Here is a 14,196-nt window from a genome sequence, read left to right as displayed (position 1 = left end):
AATGAAAAAAACTATGAAAACGATATTAACGACTTTATTTTTATTGATAAATTTAATTTCATATTCACAAAACTTTACAGAAGAATATTTAAAGAAAAGCACAAACCTGAGTGATGAAATTCCATCATATATTAAAGATGTGATTAAGAATGAAAATCTAGCAAAAATTGAAATCTATAAAACCATTTTAGAAAAGAATGATTTAAATATCGATAAACTAGAATCATTTATGATTATTGATGAAAAGTCACAAGACCCATCAAATTATTCTCACGCTGGAATAATTATTGTCGGAAAAAAACATTACTCTTTTTTATTTGAGAAAGACAATTATAATATTACAAATGAGTTTTTAGAAAATTATTCAACAATTGACAAATCTAACGCAAGGAGTATAATATTTTCATATTTGAGTAATAAAGAATTTGATAAATTATTAGCTCTTGCAAAAAATGAAAACTCTTATTTTGAAAAATCAATTTCACCAAAAATGGAATATGAAATATCTGTTTATAATCAAGGTTCTGAGAAAAGATTAAAAATGCTTTTTTTACACGATTTTATAACAGAAATTATTGAATAGATAATAATTGATTAAAAATTACTAGTGCCAACAACTCATAAAATTTATGCTTAAATTTGAACTAACACAAACGACAAACATTCAACAAACAATTTGCTACGTCCGAAAAATCTCCGATTTTCCAGTCGCACAAATCTTATAAAAGCCCGTTGGCAATAATACCAAACATAAACCTCAATAAACAAATGAAATTTTTACTTAAACTTGAACATTGGCAATTGTTCCTTATTGTTTTTACACCTGTATTTATAAACTTTTTTTCATCCTATAATTCAACACTGAATACGATTTCAATGATTTTTTTCACAATTGGAACTTTGGGATGGGTTTGGGCAATATCAACATCATTGAATGATAAATTACCACTGGATTCAAAACTGAATATTAAAGTATTTAGAATTTTATTTTTAATTCCAATAATCTACATTTTACTTCTGACTCTAGGATTGGATTATATTTTAAATGAAGGAGATGGGAATGGAGGACTGTTTGGAGTAATTATTATTTTACATCTATTTTCAATGTTTTGCATCTTTTATGGATTGAGATTCGCTGCGAAAACTATGAAATCAGTGGAATTAGGAAGGAATGCTAAATTCGGAGATTATGCTGGTGAATTTTTTCTAATGTGGTTTTCATTTATTGGGTATTGGGTTTTACAACCAAGATTGAATAAATTAATAAAATAAAGTACTATTGCCAACAACGTGTATAATTAATTGCTACGGAATTTCCTTGGCGGAAATTCACTCGAATTAATTACCTTAGTGCTACGGCGGAAAAATCTTGCGGATTTTCCCGCAACTAATCATACACAAGACCGTTGTGGTTTATATTATGACTGACAAAATCCCATAAAAATGATTACGGGAAAACCGTAAAATTATTAAAATAAAAAATTGCACCTTCAAAGAAATATTTATTAACTTTAAATACAATAATTTATGAAAAAGAAAAAAAATACAAATTTGTTAAAAAAGGGAATTTTGCTATTTGGACTACTCTTAACATTTACTAATTGCCAAAAAGAAAACGAACTTCTTTTAGAAAGTTCAAATAACAAAATTACTGAAACTGAATTATCCAATAAAAAAACGAGCAAAGAGCAAGATGATATTGAAAAAGCTCAGCAATGGTTCGAACAAAATAGTGAACTCAATCAATTTTCTATTTTAGATATTACTAGAATAATTGATTGGGATTATGCTTTTGTTACAAAACTTAATGGAAGAGTTGCTGTTGAAGTTCCGTTAATATTAAATGAAGACGTAAATATAAATCATAAGAATTATAATGGATTAAAAACTTTTAACAGATTATTACTCTTACCCTCAAAAGACAACTCTCATAATTATATAAGTTTTATTGTTAATATTTTACAATTTAATAGTAAAAGTAATTTTAACAACAAATCTTCTGAATTAAATTATTTTAAACTCCCAAAAAACTTTGATGGTTTAATTACTGTAATTAATAATGAAAATGAAATAATTGAGAAAAATGAATTTAAAGAAAGTAATATAATTAAACCTAACTATGCGAGTAAAGTTTTAAGAAAAGATGAAGAAAAAAACCTTGAATATACTTGCATTCTTTTTGGTTATTGGAATCCAGATGGGACATTTGAAGCATTAGGTATCCTATCTTGTTTTCTTTCAGGAGGAGGAACGGTTGGTGGACCAGGATATTCTAATCCAGAAGGTGAAAACCCGGGTAGCGGTGGCCCTAGTGGATCAGACTACTCTGAGAATAATGGTTGTCCTCCAAATTATATACCTGATCCAAATGGAGATTGCATACCTGAGCCTGTTGAAATAATTAACGACCTCACAGGTAAAGCTTTGTGTGCTTATGAAAAACTTATCTCATCAGGAATAGGAAATACCCATAATTTAATTACAGAACTTTTTATTGAATTTGGTGATGGAAATATTGGAGATAATGATCTTACTTTTTTAATGTCAGATGATTTACCAATTAATGAAGGAGCTCATACATTTGATCATCCTATTGAAGAAGGTCATTACATAATTAAGGTTAATAGTAATTTATTAAACCATAGGTCTTCAATTGAAATTGCATCTAACATCGTTCATGAAATTGCACACGCCTCTTTAGCTAAACATTTTGATAATTCAAATGCAACATTTCAAGAGTTGTATAATCAATATATAAATGATACAGGAATAGGGAATTATAGCCATGATATAATGGCAGATAAATTAATAAATCGAATGGCGAATGTATTATATAATTATGATAGTTCAATTTTCCCATATTTTGATGACTATAAAATCTTAGTTTCAGAAGGTGTTTATAATTTATCTGAGGTAGACCTAGAACTATTAAAACAAGTAAAAACAATAGCAAGAAATAATGATTCAAACTGTAAATAAAAAAATAAAGTATAAATATATTATTGGCTCAATTATTTTAATTTTTGGGCTTATTAGTATTATTTATTATTCTCAAAAAAAGACAGATGTTTACATTATTTATGATGATAATTTTTCAAATTGCACTAATGTTAAAGAGTTTTATAAAAAAATGTTTTTTGTTGTTTGTGATGGTGATAAGACAATCCTCTTTTCAAAATTAGAAAACATTCCGTCGAATACTCAAAATAGTAGTGTCTTAAAAAGATTGAATATACTTTCAAAAAAAGAATTATTCGATCAATTTGAAGATAGCATTAAGTTTGCTAATAAGAATTATTTAAAAATAAATGAACCAAAAAAGATTAACTTTTATATTATAATTAAAGATGATTCGAATAGCTTAATTGAAATCATTCCTGTAGGAAAAACAAGAGTATTTAGTTAAAAATACAAACCACAACTACGTATATAAAAAATAGCAGAAGAAGTACAAGCTTCCAAAACTTGTACTTTTCTGTTATTTTATAGTTTAAACGAAAATTTAAACTCTTTAAACTGCTGCTTTTCATATACAATACCGTTAGCAGCAATTAAAAAATGACAGGTAACACTATAATAATTAAAAATGTAAAAGGTATATCGAAAATGGAATTCGAATTACCGAGTCCAGGTGTCCACGTAATGACTGCCAGAAATGGTTGTGGTAAAACAACATTATTAATTTGTTTAAGTAGATTGAAAGATAAAAATTCTTTTAAAAATAATTTTCATCAAAATATATCTAATAATGTTGACTCTTATGGTTTTAGCGAGATTACTTTTAAATCTAACAAAAATAATTCTGTAACATATACATATAGGGAAAGTTCCGATTCTTGGAGACCAACTACTAAAACAGTCTCAACTCTTTCCGATTTTAATTACAATGAAATAATAACTATGCTACCTCTTGGTGAAAGAGTATATGTTCAAGGTGAGAAAATTAAGGGAGGAAAAGGTCGTTCTGCTAGGTCAGCTTCTAAAGAATTACAGACACAAATGTCTGAAATTTTAGAGAGCCCTAAATTTAAAAATTTAAAAAAAATTAATACTGGAGAAACGAGAGGAAGAAGAGGTGCAGAGCGAAGAAATACTACAGCTTTTTTAATTAGTTATCAGAAAATAATTGAAGGTAAACAAAAATTATTTTTTTATTCAGAGTCTAGTTTTAGTCTTGGAGAGATTTATACTTTGAATTTATTATACCAATTAAAAACTATTAAAAAAAACTCACTAATTGTTATTGATGAATTAGAAGTTGCTTTACATCCTAGAGTTCAAGTGAACCTCTTAAAGTATTTACAAGATAAAGCCAAAGAAAAACAATTAACAGTTATTATCTCAACTCATTCGAGTAGTTTGATAAAAACTGCTGATAATTTAATATACCTTAATCAAGATGAATTTGGCAAGGTAGATATCAATTATAATTGTTATCCAGCTTTAGCTCTACAAGAAGTCGCAGTTGAGGAAGATTTCCAACCTGATTTCGTCTTTTTTGTTGAAGATTCATCAGCACAAGTTTTACTAAAAGAATTAATTAGAAAATATTTTCAAATAAAGAATAAAGAAGTTCAACCTTTATGGAAAGTTCTTCCTATTGGAGGTTACACTGAAGTTTTAAGGTTTATGAAAAATTCTCACCAATATTTATTAAATAAAAGTATTGGACAATTTTCATTTTTAGATTATGATGTAATTGAGAGCAAAAATGAACTTTCAAAAAAAGGAAATAAACGAAGTGACGAAGAAAATGAAATTTACAAGTTATTTACTTCTCAAAATGAAAAAATTAAATATCTTGATATAACACCCGAATTGGGTCTTTGGGATTGGATGAACAACAACAAGAATAAAGTAAATTCGGAAATTAACATTCAATTTCCTGACTCATCAATAGATATCAGAAAACTAATCAAAAATTGTAAATCATTCCACCCAAACAAAGCAAAAAATCCAAGAGCTGGTGCAAAAAAATATACAAATTGGATATTTAAAGAGATTTGTGAACTTACAAATGACTCAATAGCAAGAGTTAAGCAAAGATTATATTCAGCTTATGTTGATGACACTTATGATTATACTGAAAATAAAGGTAAATTAAAAAATATGTTTTCACCAATATTTAAAAAATAAAAGCTGCTAACAATTGGTATAAAAAATTGCTAAAATCAATAAAATAAAATATTTCTAAAACTTAAAAAGCTTAAATTTAAACATCGGAAAATTACGTTTCCAAAAACGCAACTTTCCATACCAAAAACCGTTGTACAACATATAAAAACGAACATATGAAAAAGATAATTATCACAGTTTTGACAATTTTATTTATTTCTAATATTGGATTTTCACAAACTAAAAACTTCATCGACCAACCTTATATTGAAACGAGTGCAAAAGTTGACACTTTAGTAACTCCAGATAGAATATTTTTAACAATATTGATAACTGAAAAAGACACTAAAGGAAAAATATCGGTTGAAGAACTTGAAAATAAGATGGCTGACAAACTCAAATCTTTGGGGATTAATTTAGATAATCAACTTTCATTATCTGATTTATCGAGTAATTTCAAAAAATACTTCCTTAAACAGCAAGATGTTTTAAAAAGTAAAGCTTATTCATTATTAGTCTTTGATGCTTTGACTGCGGGAAAAGTGATAATGGAATTAGAAAATATCAATATTTCAAATGTTCTTCTTGAGAAAACCGAGTATTCTAAAATTGAAAATTTGAAACTTGAATTAAAATCTAAAGCAATTAAAAAAGCAAAATTAAACGCAATTTCAATGACAAATCCATTAAATCAGAAAGTTGGAAATGCAATTTTCATTTCAGATTTAGGCAATATTTCTAATCAATTACAAGGTAGAGTTGCAGGAATACGAATCAGAGGAATGAGTAGTTTAAAAGAAACCAAATTCAAGCCGATTGATATAGAGTTTGAGAAAATTAAAGTTGAAAGTGAAATTACTGTTAAATTCAAATTAGAATAAAAATACGTTGTACAACAACTCATAAAATTTATGCTTAAATTTGATTTAGTACAAACGACAAACATTCAATAAACAATTTGCTACGTCCGAAAAATCTCCGATTTTCCAGTCGCACAAATCTTATAAAAGCCCGTTGGCAGCAAGCAGAGAAACGAACTAAACACATAACATTTTAGATTAATGACTGACAAAAAACGATATTTTATAAAATGTGGAGAATGTGAATATCTAACTGAGATTCTGAATAAAAATCAAACTTGGTGTCCTAATTGTACAAAACGATTCTCTGATTATTACAAAGGTTGGCAACCTAAGTTAGGCAAAAAGAATTTGGATAACTATAAAGAATCTGTTTGCTTAGCATATTCGAATTTAGATATAAAACAGATTGTTTATCCTAATAATAAAAAATCTAAGATTACTGAGCCTACAGATGACCAGTTTATGAGAAGAGCTTACATAAAAGAAGGAATACCTTTAGATAGAGGAGGAAACTATGAATGGAGCTCCAAACAACAAATGAGACAATTTTTATTTTTATTAATAATGATGGGATTTCTTTTTTTTATTTCATATTTATTCGATTTATATTAGTATGAGAAATAATCACAGTCAACTATGGTTAAAAAAAACAAGTATATGAAAATAGTCAAAAGCGGCATAAAGTTTTTTAAATAGAGTGAAACGACAAAATATTATAAATATGAATAAGTGCCAGCAGCCAACAACTCATAAAATTTATGCTTAAATTTAAACTAATTTAAAACGACAAACATTCTAACTAATCGATTTGCTACAACCGAAAAATCTCCGATTTTCCAGTCGCACAAATCTTATAAAAGCCCGTTGGCAACAAGCTGAAAACTGAAGAACCAAGTTTAATCTATCTTAAAATACACCGATGACATATAAACAATTAGAAGAGCTGAAAAAAGACATTTACTTACTTAAAGTTAAAACCATAGAAAAGAATAAGGCTAAAACCATAAAGAATCGCGAAACAATTGAATCGATTATTCAATATCAAACACAAAGAATAATTGATAATTATCAGCTTCTCAAATACCATTTAGGAATCAAAGAGGAATCTCACATAACAAAATTTTTTATTCAAGATGTAGAGGATATCATACAAAAAATTGAAAATAAAAACACTAACGACAATTAATAAAAAACTTCTTATGAAATTCACTCTTTATCTTTTGATATTTTTAAACCTTTCATTTTGCTTTTCTCAAAGCGTTGTTCAAAAATATAATTCATTATATAATCGATATGAGTTTTTTAATGAATCCGGCGAAATGATAGCATACAAAACCTATAATTCACTATTAAATCAATGGGAAATATATTCCACTGAAGACAATAACCGAAAAACAGACTATGGAAAATATGTAGCTCCAGTAAATTTAGAGTTATTAGCGAGAGTTATGGCTCAAAAGCAAGCTAGATATGACAACTTAAGTTACGAACAAAAAAGAAGGTTGAGTCAACAAAAAGCTTACAGAAATTATACAAATCGCCAAAATCAAGTGACAGATGAATTCTTTAAATTCCACGATAAATCAAAAAAAACATATTCTGCGATTGTGAAAAGTGGTATTAAAAACTTCAAAGAGAATAAGAATAAAGATTTAAAGAATATTTTAACTTTTTCTGACGGTTGGTACAATTGCTTTTTTATTTCCGAAGCTCAATCCAGCGTTGAAGAAACTCCCAAAGCAGTTAATTATGAGAGATGCCTTCAAGTCTTAAATGGAAAAGTTATAAATTATATTGGAAATTACAACATAATCTATCCCGTAATAAATACAAAATCTTCATCTTCATTTCTAACCTTGACAATAGAAACAAAATTAGGAAAACAAGAAAATGTTTTGATTTATGCTGTTTCTGACAAACCATTAAAAAGAGTTCCTGAATTTTATAGCGGAATATCAAAAATATTTTACACTACAGTTCAAGAAGGAAGTAAAATAGATATAATTATAAAGCACAAGAATGGTTATTCTTATTTAGGCAAAATTAGTGAATATTGGAAAGATGAAACAATATTAAATTGCGATATAGAAAAAGGTGTAATAAAGGTTAATTTACCTCCTGGAGAATATGAATATTTTGCATTTGGTGACACAAAGATTTGGAAAGGTGAATTCAGTCTAAATGAGAACGATTATTGTCATAAAACAAAACTTATAAGCAATTAATTCAAATTTAACCGAACTAATAAAAAAGCCAGTTGCCAACACCTCATAAAATTTATGCTCAAATTTGAACTAGTACAAACCGACAAACATTCAACAAAAATTTGCTACGTCCGAAAAATCTCCGATTTTCCAGTCGCACAAATCTTATAAAAGCCCGTTGCCTGCAATGTCGGAAAAAAATTAAATCTGAAAATTAAACATCTAATGACAAACAAAATTTGCACAAACTGTGAAACTGAAAATTCGATAAATAGTAAATATTGTAAACAATGTGGATTCGAATTACCGAATATTAAAATAGAAACCCCTCCTATTCAAGAAACAGAATTAAAAAATAATAAGAAAAAAATTACAAGTGTCGTTATTGGAATTATTGCTTTTGCAGTTTCATATTTCGCTGTTCAAAATTTTCTATTCAAACCAACTTTTGATAAACAAATGATGGAAGTTGCAAGTCTGATAAATGAATCTTGTCCAATTATGGTAGATTCCGAAACTCGTTTAGATAATTCGATTTCACTTCCTGAGAATATTTTTCAATATAACTACACTCTTATAAATCTTGAAAAAGCAGATGTTAACACAGAGGATATGAGAAATTTTCTTGAACCAACATTAACTAACTCCGTTAAAACGACTCCACAAATGGAGATTCAACGAGAAAATAAAATGACTATAAATTATCATTACAAAGATAAAAACGGAGAGTTTCTTTTATTAATTTCAATTACACCTGATAAATACGAGTAATGATTCGAAAAACACAGCAGGCAACACCGCATATATTTTATGCTTAAATTTGAACTAGTACAAACGACAAACATCCAATAAACAATTTGCTACGTCCGAAAAATCTCCGATTTTCCAAACGCACAAAGCATATTCAAACCCGTTGTAAAGCATTACGAAAAAAATCTTAATATGATTGAGTTTTTGATAGAGGTAAGAGAAAATTTATTGTTTATATATTTAGCAATATTTTTCATTGGATTACTTGGAATAGCTTTCTTCTCTGATTCAAAACCAAAGAACAATACATTGTTTGGAATAGCTTTTATAGTTTTTATGGTCTTTATGATAATTGGATTGAATATGATAATAAGTACTTCATTGAGAAATGAAATAATTGAAAAATCAGAATTTGCTCTTAAAAACGATTCAAAAATATTAATAAATGGAAAAGAAGAAAAAAACTTGAATAATAAAGAACTTTTAACAGATTTATCAAATGTGAATAGTTTTTATTTCAATAATCATTCTCATCCAGAGACAAAATATTTAGTAAGTATAATTTCAAAAAATGACACATTAAATATCCAATTAGAAAGAGATTTTAATAACGCAGAAAAATATTGGGTCTTTTTACCTAAATATAATTATGAAATGGAATTAGACATAATGAAAACTGAAACATTGAATAATATTAAAGGAATAGATTAACGCTTTACAACAACTCATAAAATTTATGCTATAATTCGAACTAATAGAAAATTTAAAATATTAAACAAACTATTTGCTACGGCTGAAAAATATCGTATTTTTAAACCGCACAAATCTTATAAAAGCCCGTTGCCAAACATTACGATGAAAATAAAAAACTTAATATTTATGATTATTGGATTGTTTATTTTAGGAATCGGATATTTATATAGTTTTGCTAGTGGAGTAAAAAATGATTCGATAAATAAGCGATATGAGTTGAAATTAAAGGATTCAATAATTCTACTGAAAATTACAAATGGATTATGGATTCATTCAGAGGATTCTTTAGCGACAGTTAAAATTGATGGATTTCAATGGATTTTTCAATACAAAAATGAAATAACAGATTCAACTGATATTTATGATTATCAGATAATTGATAAAACGATTGAAAATAAAATTAAAAGTCTAACGTTAACGAATAAATCTGACACGTTAGAATATGAGTTAGATTATCTTACAGATAAAAATATGACTTTGATTTATTTACCAAGAGGCAACTTTCATAATTATACAAGAATAGATTAAAACGTTTGGCAACAACTCATAAAATTTATGCTTAAATTTGAACTAGAACAAACGACAAACATTCAACAAACGATTTGCTACGTCCGAAAAATCTCCGATTTTCCAGTCGCACAAATCTTATAAAAGCCCGTTGCCACACATTGCCGAAAATGAAAAAAATAATATTAATGATTCTAGTTTTCACCCTACTAATTGGATGTAAATCAGATGAAATCATCAAAACAGAAAGAGATAAAAAGATAATACTAAATCGAGGAGAATGGAAAAATGATAATGATACTCTGAATGGAATAAGTGTACGAAAAAATCAGTTAGGATTTTATAAAAAAATGACTTTACCTGCAGAGGATATTTGCTATTATACGATTATTGATTCTATTGAGATTATAAATAATAATGAGAGAAAATTGAATGAATACTTGAAAACAATAAATGTCGGAGATACGATTTACCACAAGATTCTTGAATTACAAGATAGTTTGATAATTTTAGAATTGAATGATAAAAAAACGATTGAAACTTTCAGATTGAAAAAATAACGATGTGGCAACACCTCATATAATTTATGCTTAAATTTGAACTAGTACAAACGACAAACATTCAACTAACGATTTGCTACCACCGAAAAATCTCCGATTTTCCAGTCGCACAAATCATATAAAAACCCGTTGCAAAACATTTAAGCTATGAGTAAGGAAGGAAAAATTAGAATATGATTGAGAGAAATTTAAAAACAAAACCTACTGCAACAGAAAAATTAGATTCTGTTCTGAATTATCTGAATGATAATCGAAAACTCGCATATCATTGTAGCTTTAAAATACCAATAGAATATTCAAAACCAAAAAGTATAATTATATCTAATCAAGATGTTTTAAATGTATTAGATAAGTTAGAAAGAGATAATATGGTGCGAATTGAGATTCAAGGAGATGGTAATGGAAACCCGACTAAACATTACACAATAAATATGGATGGAGAAGTTTTATTACAAGATGGTGGATATACTCAAAAAATTAAAAACGATAAAGCAAGAATAAGAAATATGGAGATTAAAGATAATCTTTTAGTGATGTTTTCATTTGTGGCAGCAGTGTCGACTCTATTGCTTGGGATTCTTGGAATTTTGAACCTCTATTGCGGAAGTTGAATATTAGTAGTTTAAGGCAGTAAAAAATATACACAGAATTGGATATAACTAAAATAGAAAGAATAATTATTTTAAAAATATTGAGATAAGACATAACTACACAACGTTTTGCAACAACGTGTATAAATAATTTTGGCTTTGTGCTTCAATCTATTTACTGTTTCCCATTACATTGTGTAGGTTTTTATTCCGAATAATTTAACTTTTTAACCAAAACTATTCATACACAATCACGTTGCCCACAATACGAATACTATGGAAAGTGAAGAAAGAATAAATATAATTGTAATACCGACTGATAATATTGAAAATGATTTAACTAAGAAAAAGTTAGTTAAGAATACTTTATTACAGATTAAAGAAATGTTTAAGGAGATGGAATGTAGTAAATGTGAAGACAAGACAAAAGGAACCATTACCGCAGAGTTAAATACCGATAATGGTTCAGTTGGATTATTATTTGATGATTTTTGTTGTTTTGAATTTATGGAGGATATGAAAAAAATACCTAAATAAGTTGTTGAGTTTCTTCACCATCTGAAAACTCCAATGTAAAATTATGCTTTTTGAAAAGTTCTTTATTTTCTTTGATTTGAGTTAATATTTTATCTAATATGAGTAATTCCTTATAATCTGCCATTATATTATCGGAAATTTCTTTAAATTGAGGATTAAATTCGTGATATTCAACTTTATTTGATTCAGAACTTAACGGAGTGTTTTTTTTGTTTTTTGACATAATGGTGGTTTTTAATTATTAATTTTATTATCAGATTATTTACGTTTAGAAATAACAAACCTTTGGAACTCGCTACCATCAAGTGATGTTGAGTGATTTTCCATAAAATCATTATACATTTTAATGAAATTATCGTGAGAAATCATAAAAGAAAGATTATCGGTTAGATTAACATATCGAATCCAATTACCTTCAACGAAAATTTGAATAGGATTATTATTTATGACAGATTCAGAACTTAACGGAGTGTTTTTTTTATTTTTTGACATAATGTTGGTTTTTAAATTTAGTGATTATTTGAAATTGTGAACTATGAATGATTTAGGAAATGAAATTTTTAAGTATTATATATATTTATCAAGAAAACACCCAAAACGAAAATATTGATAATAAAACGGAAACCCAAACAATGTATGAAAAATCATCATCTGAATCTTCAGATTTTGAAATTGCATTGCCTGAAAAAAACGATACGATTATGAAAAATAGCAAATCAACAACGTTGAATAAAAATTGAAACGGTTTGATTAGAAATGATAAAAGTTTACTGTGGGCAACACTGCGTATAAAAAATAGCTTTATTTTGCCAAGCCATTTACCTAATTTTGTGTTTTTAAACCAATTTACTAATCTGAAATTTACTGTTGTTTTTGCGCTACTTTTCATACTCTAAGTCGTTAACTAAAATTGCTCGATTGAAAACGGAATTAAAAAACTGAATAATATTAACGGAATGATTTTTGATTTCAGAAATAATAATTCAATCAAAAGAAATATGAAAAAGATTTCATTTACCTTATTACTTTTTTCAGTTTTATGTTTTTCTCAAAAAAGAGATGCATACTTCATTCTTGATAATAGCAGCGATGATTACATCATCTTAACTAATAGTAGAAAAATAACTAAAGAGACAAACATTAACTCAATTGATTATTTCTCAATTAGTTTAAGAAAAGATTATAATGAGTATTTGAAACAAATTGAAATAGAAAAAAAGGAAAATCCTGGAATTGAATCTTTATGGGGATTAGGCGGAGGACCTAAATTAAATAAGTTAGAATTTAACGTAATCTCTAAATCAAAAGAATTGATTTCAATTGATAAGTTCAAGAATAAATGGTTTGTTGATTATAATTGGTTGTATGCGAATAGCTGGAAAGAAAACAATGACAATATTGTATTTAAAAATTTATATTTTTTAATAAAAGTTGATTACTATCAATATAAATCTTTTAAAGTTGGACGAACACTAACGATAAATTAAACCAAAAATTACAATGAATTTGTAAAATTCTAACTAAAATAAAACTAGAATGATAAAACTTAGTAATCACTAAAATTAAATAATCAGCAGAACGTGTCGCAAATTAGTTAACACCTCATATAATTTATGCTTACATTCGAACTAACACAAACGACAAACATTCAACTAACGATTTGCTACGGCAGAAAAATCTCCGATTTTCCAGTCGCACAAATCATATAAAATCCCGTTGCCCACAATTACGATAAATGAGTAAAATAGATAAATACCTTTCTGATTTTGATGATTATGAACTAGCTTTTTTTGCTAAATATAAGCTTGATACATACTTGAAAAATTCTCAAGAAAAGATTAAAAAGATTCTATTTAAAAGAGGATTAACCGAGTACAGAATTGAAAAATTGATTGAGGAAAATCCTAAATCAAAATTGATTGATGAAAAAGAAAGATGTCCAAGATGTTATTCTGATAAAATTAGAAGGGATAAAGTAAAATATACTAATGAATCAAGTGGAGGGAGTTTTGGTATTTTAATTAAAGCTTACAATTCTAATAATGAAAAAGTCACCTACAAAAATGAGGTCATTTGTAATGTTTGCGGATTTTGGCTAAAAGACCCAAATAATGAAAAACCGAAAATGAATATAACAAGATTAATGAGTACGTTTTTGACAAAAATAAGAGGAATAAAATAATTGGATTAAAATAACTGTGGGCAACAACTCATAAAATTTATGCTTAAATTTGATTTAGTACAAACGACAAACATTCAACTAACGATTTGCTACGTCCGAAAAATCTCCGATTTTCCAGTCGCACAAATCTTATAA

20 protein-coding genes are annotated in these 14,196 nt (G+C 27.2%); 18 read left to right on the top strand and 2 right to left on the bottom strand.

The window, feature by feature from the left end; translation table 11 throughout:
* Position 1 precedes the first annotated feature (1 nt).
* The 15 genes from CHB67_RS11790 (at position 2) to CHB67_RS11720 (ending at position 11,879) form a co-directional block, all read left to right on the top strand.
* Positions 2 to 583: a hypothetical protein gene (locus tag CHB67_RS11790; RefSeq protein WP_089381989.1), complete on the top strand. Its 582-nt coding sequence runs from the start codon at positions 2 to 4 to the stop codon at positions 581 to 583.
* A gap of 293 nt (positions 584 to 876) precedes the next feature.
* Entirely contained in the window at positions 877 to 1,272 is a 396-nt protein-coding gene (locus tag CHB67_RS11785) for a hypothetical protein (RefSeq protein ID WP_089381988.1), read from the top strand.
* A 255-nt stretch (positions 1,273 to 1,527) separates the two neighbouring features.
* Positions 1,528 to 2,979: a hypothetical protein gene (locus tag CHB67_RS11780; RefSeq protein ID WP_089381987.1), complete on the top strand. Its 1,452-nt coding sequence runs from the start codon at positions 1,528 to 1,530 to the stop codon at positions 2,977 to 2,979.
* Positions 2,960 to 3,406, top strand: coding sequence for a hypothetical protein (locus CHB67_RS11775; RefSeq protein ID WP_089381986.1), 447 nt, complete (start codon positions 2,960 to 2,962; stop codon positions 3,404 to 3,406). Before CHB67_RS11780 ends, CHB67_RS11775 begins: the two co-directional genes overlap by 20 nt.
* 152 nt (positions 3,407 to 3,558) lie before the next feature.
* Positions 3,559 to 5,136 carry an ATP-dependent nuclease gene (locus CHB67_RS11770; protein WP_089381985.1) on the top strand — a complete coding sequence of 526 codons (1,578 nt, stop codon included), beginning with the start codon at positions 3,559 to 3,561 and terminating at the stop codon, positions 5,134 to 5,136.
* A 155-nt stretch (positions 5,137 to 5,291) separates the two neighbouring features.
* Complete coding sequence (locus tag CHB67_RS11765; protein WP_089381984.1) at positions 5,292 to 5,996, top strand: SIMPL domain-containing protein; 705 nt, start codon at positions 5,292 to 5,294, stop codon at positions 5,994 to 5,996.
* A gap of 180 nt (positions 5,997 to 6,176) precedes the next feature.
* Positions 6,177 to 6,590 carry a hypothetical protein gene (locus tag CHB67_RS11760; RefSeq protein WP_089381983.1) on the top strand — a complete coding sequence of 138 codons (414 nt, stop codon included), beginning with the start codon at positions 6,177 to 6,179 and terminating at the stop codon, positions 6,588 to 6,590.
* A gap of 307 nt (positions 6,591 to 6,897) precedes the next feature.
* Positions 6,898 to 7,164 carry a hypothetical protein gene (locus CHB67_RS11755; protein ID WP_089381982.1) on the top strand — a complete coding sequence of 89 codons (267 nt, stop codon included), beginning with the start codon at positions 6,898 to 6,900 and terminating at the stop codon, positions 7,162 to 7,164.
* A gap of 13 nt (positions 7,165 to 7,177) precedes the next feature.
* Complete coding sequence (locus tag CHB67_RS11750) at positions 7,178 to 8,203, top strand: hypothetical protein (protein WP_141119716.1); 1,026 nt, start codon at positions 7,178 to 7,180, stop codon at positions 8,201 to 8,203.
* 204 nt (positions 8,204 to 8,407) lie between these two features.
* Entirely contained in the window at positions 8,408 to 8,953 is a 546-nt protein-coding gene (locus tag CHB67_RS11745; RefSeq protein WP_089381980.1) for a zinc ribbon domain-containing protein, read from the top strand.
* Positions 8,954 to 9,124: 171 nt separating this feature from the next.
* The gene (locus CHB67_RS11740; protein ID WP_089381979.1) at positions 9,125 to 9,643 is read left to right on the top strand and encodes a hypothetical protein; all 519 of its coding nucleotides are present in this window, start codon (positions 9,125 to 9,127) and stop codon (positions 9,641 to 9,643) included.
* A gap of 129 nt (positions 9,644 to 9,772) precedes the next feature.
* A complete protein-coding gene (locus tag CHB67_RS11735; protein WP_141119715.1) occupies positions 9,773 to 10,213 on the top strand; it encodes a hypothetical protein in 441 nt (146 codons plus the stop codon).
* A 149-nt stretch (positions 10,214 to 10,362) separates the two neighbouring features.
* Positions 10,363 to 10,752 carry a hypothetical protein gene (locus CHB67_RS11730; RefSeq protein ID WP_089381977.1) on the top strand — a complete coding sequence of 130 codons (390 nt, stop codon included), beginning with the start codon at positions 10,363 to 10,365 and terminating at the stop codon, positions 10,750 to 10,752.
* Positions 10,753 to 10,925: 173 nt separating this feature from the next.
* Positions 10,926 to 11,363 (top strand): helix-turn-helix domain-containing protein, encoded by a 438-nt coding sequence (locus CHB67_RS11725; RefSeq protein WP_089381976.1) that lies wholly within the window; start codon positions 10,926 to 10,928, stop codon positions 11,361 to 11,363.
* Between the two features lie 255 nt (positions 11,364 to 11,618).
* Complete coding sequence (locus CHB67_RS11720) at positions 11,619 to 11,879, top strand: hypothetical protein (protein ID WP_089381975.1); 261 nt, start codon at positions 11,619 to 11,621, stop codon at positions 11,877 to 11,879.
* Here the strand turns inward: CHB67_RS11720 and CHB67_RS11715 are convergent.
* Together CHB67_RS11715 and CHB67_RS11710 are read right to left on the bottom strand one after the other, a co-directional pair.
* A complete protein-coding gene (locus CHB67_RS11715; RefSeq protein WP_089381974.1) occupies positions 11,872 to 12,102 on the bottom strand; it encodes a hypothetical protein in 231 nt (76 codons plus the stop codon). The two genes, CHB67_RS11720 and CHB67_RS11715, sit on opposite strands and share 8 nt — an antisense overlap.
* Positions 12,103 to 12,137: 35 nt before the next feature.
* Positions 12,138 to 12,371 (bottom strand): hypothetical protein, encoded by a 234-nt coding sequence (locus CHB67_RS11710; protein ID WP_089381973.1) that lies wholly within the window; start codon positions 12,369 to 12,371, stop codon positions 12,138 to 12,140.
* Positions 12,372 to 12,430: 59 nt separating this feature from the next.
* On the opposite strand from CHB67_RS11710, the gene CHB67_RS11705 reads away from it, so the two are divergent.
* From CHB67_RS11705 to CHB67_RS11695, 3 genes are all read left to right on the top strand, one after another.
* Positions 12,431 to 12,619 (top strand): hypothetical protein, encoded by a 189-nt coding sequence (locus tag CHB67_RS11705; RefSeq protein WP_089381972.1) that lies wholly within the window; start codon positions 12,431 to 12,433, stop codon positions 12,617 to 12,619.
* 258 nt (positions 12,620 to 12,877) lie between these two features.
* A complete protein-coding gene (locus CHB67_RS11700) occupies positions 12,878 to 13,366 on the top strand; it encodes a hypothetical protein (protein ID WP_141119714.1) in 489 nt (162 codons plus the stop codon).
* A 248-nt stretch (positions 13,367 to 13,614) separates the two neighbouring features.
* Complete coding sequence (locus tag CHB67_RS11695) at positions 13,615 to 14,061, top strand: hypothetical protein (protein WP_089381970.1); 447 nt, start codon at positions 13,615 to 13,617, stop codon at positions 14,059 to 14,061.
* Positions 14,062 to 14,196 lie beyond the last annotated feature (135 nt).

The sequence above is a fragment of the Lutibacter agarilyticus genome (assembly GCF_900188235.1).
GTDB classification, from domain to species: Bacteria; Bacteroidota; Bacteroidia; order Flavobacteriales; family Flavobacteriaceae; genus Lutibacter; species Lutibacter agarilyticus.
This window is presented reverse-complemented; position numbering and strand designations above follow the sequence as displayed.

Bases quoted from the DNA above. Each gene is read 5' to 3' on its own strand.
- CHB67_RS11775 (WP_089381986.1), top strand. From the start codon at position 2,960: ATGATTCAAACTGTAAATAAAAAAATAAAGTATAAATATATTATTGGC.
- CHB67_RS11755 (WP_089381982.1), top strand. From the start codon at position 6,898: ATGACATATAAACAATTAGAAGAGCTGAAAAAAGACATTTACTTACTT.
- CHB67_RS11700 (WP_141119714.1), top strand. From the start codon at position 12,878: ATGAAAAAGATTTCATTTACCTTATTACTTTTTTCAGTTTTATGTTTT.
- CHB67_RS11790 (WP_089381989.1), top strand. From the start codon at position 2: ATGAAAAAAACTATGAAAACGATATTAACGACTTTATTTTTATTGATA.
- CHB67_RS11725 (WP_089381976.1), top strand. From the start codon at position 10,926: ATGATTGAGAGAAATTTAAAAACAAAACCTACTGCAACAGAAAAATTA.
- CHB67_RS11695 (WP_089381970.1), top strand. From the start codon at position 13,615: ATGAGTAAAATAGATAAATACCTTTCTGATTTTGATGATTATGAACTA.
- CHB67_RS11715 (WP_089381974.1), bottom strand. From the start codon at position 12,102: ATGTCAAAAAACAAAAAAAACACTCCGTTAAGTTCTGAATCAAATAAA.
- CHB67_RS11765 (WP_089381984.1), top strand. From the start codon at position 5,292: ATGAAAAAGATAATTATCACAGTTTTGACAATTTTATTTATTTCTAAT.
- CHB67_RS11705 (WP_089381972.1), top strand. From the start codon at position 12,431: ATGAAATTTTTAAGTATTATATATATTTATCAAGAAAACACCCAAAAC.
- CHB67_RS11710 (WP_089381973.1), bottom strand. From the start codon at position 12,371: ATGTCAAAAAATAAAAAAAACACTCCGTTAAGTTCTGAATCTGTCATA.
- CHB67_RS11780 (WP_089381987.1), top strand. From the start codon at position 1,528: ATGAAAAAGAAAAAAAATACAAATTTGTTAAAAAAGGGAATTTTGCTA.
- CHB67_RS11750 (WP_141119716.1), top strand. From the start codon at position 7,178: ATGAAATTCACTCTTTATCTTTTGATATTTTTAAACCTTTCATTTTGC.
- CHB67_RS11760 (WP_089381983.1), top strand. From the start codon at position 6,177: ATGACTGACAAAAAACGATATTTTATAAAATGTGGAGAATGTGAATAT.
- CHB67_RS11740 (WP_089381979.1), top strand. From the start codon at position 9,125: ATGATTGAGTTTTTGATAGAGGTAAGAGAAAATTTATTGTTTATATAT.
- CHB67_RS11745 (WP_089381980.1), top strand. From the start codon at position 8,408: ATGACAAACAAAATTTGCACAAACTGTGAAACTGAAAATTCGATAAAT.
- CHB67_RS11770 (WP_089381985.1), top strand. From the start codon at position 3,559: ATGACAGGTAACACTATAATAATTAAAAATGTAAAAGGTATATCGAAA.
- CHB67_RS11730 (WP_089381977.1), top strand. From the start codon at position 10,363: ATGAAAAAAATAATATTAATGATTCTAGTTTTCACCCTACTAATTGGA.
- CHB67_RS11785 (WP_089381988.1), top strand. From the start codon at position 877: ATGATTTTTTTCACAATTGGAACTTTGGGATGGGTTTGGGCAATATCA.
- CHB67_RS11720 (WP_089381975.1), top strand. From the start codon at position 11,619: ATGGAAAGTGAAGAAAGAATAAATATAATTGTAATACCGACTGATAAT.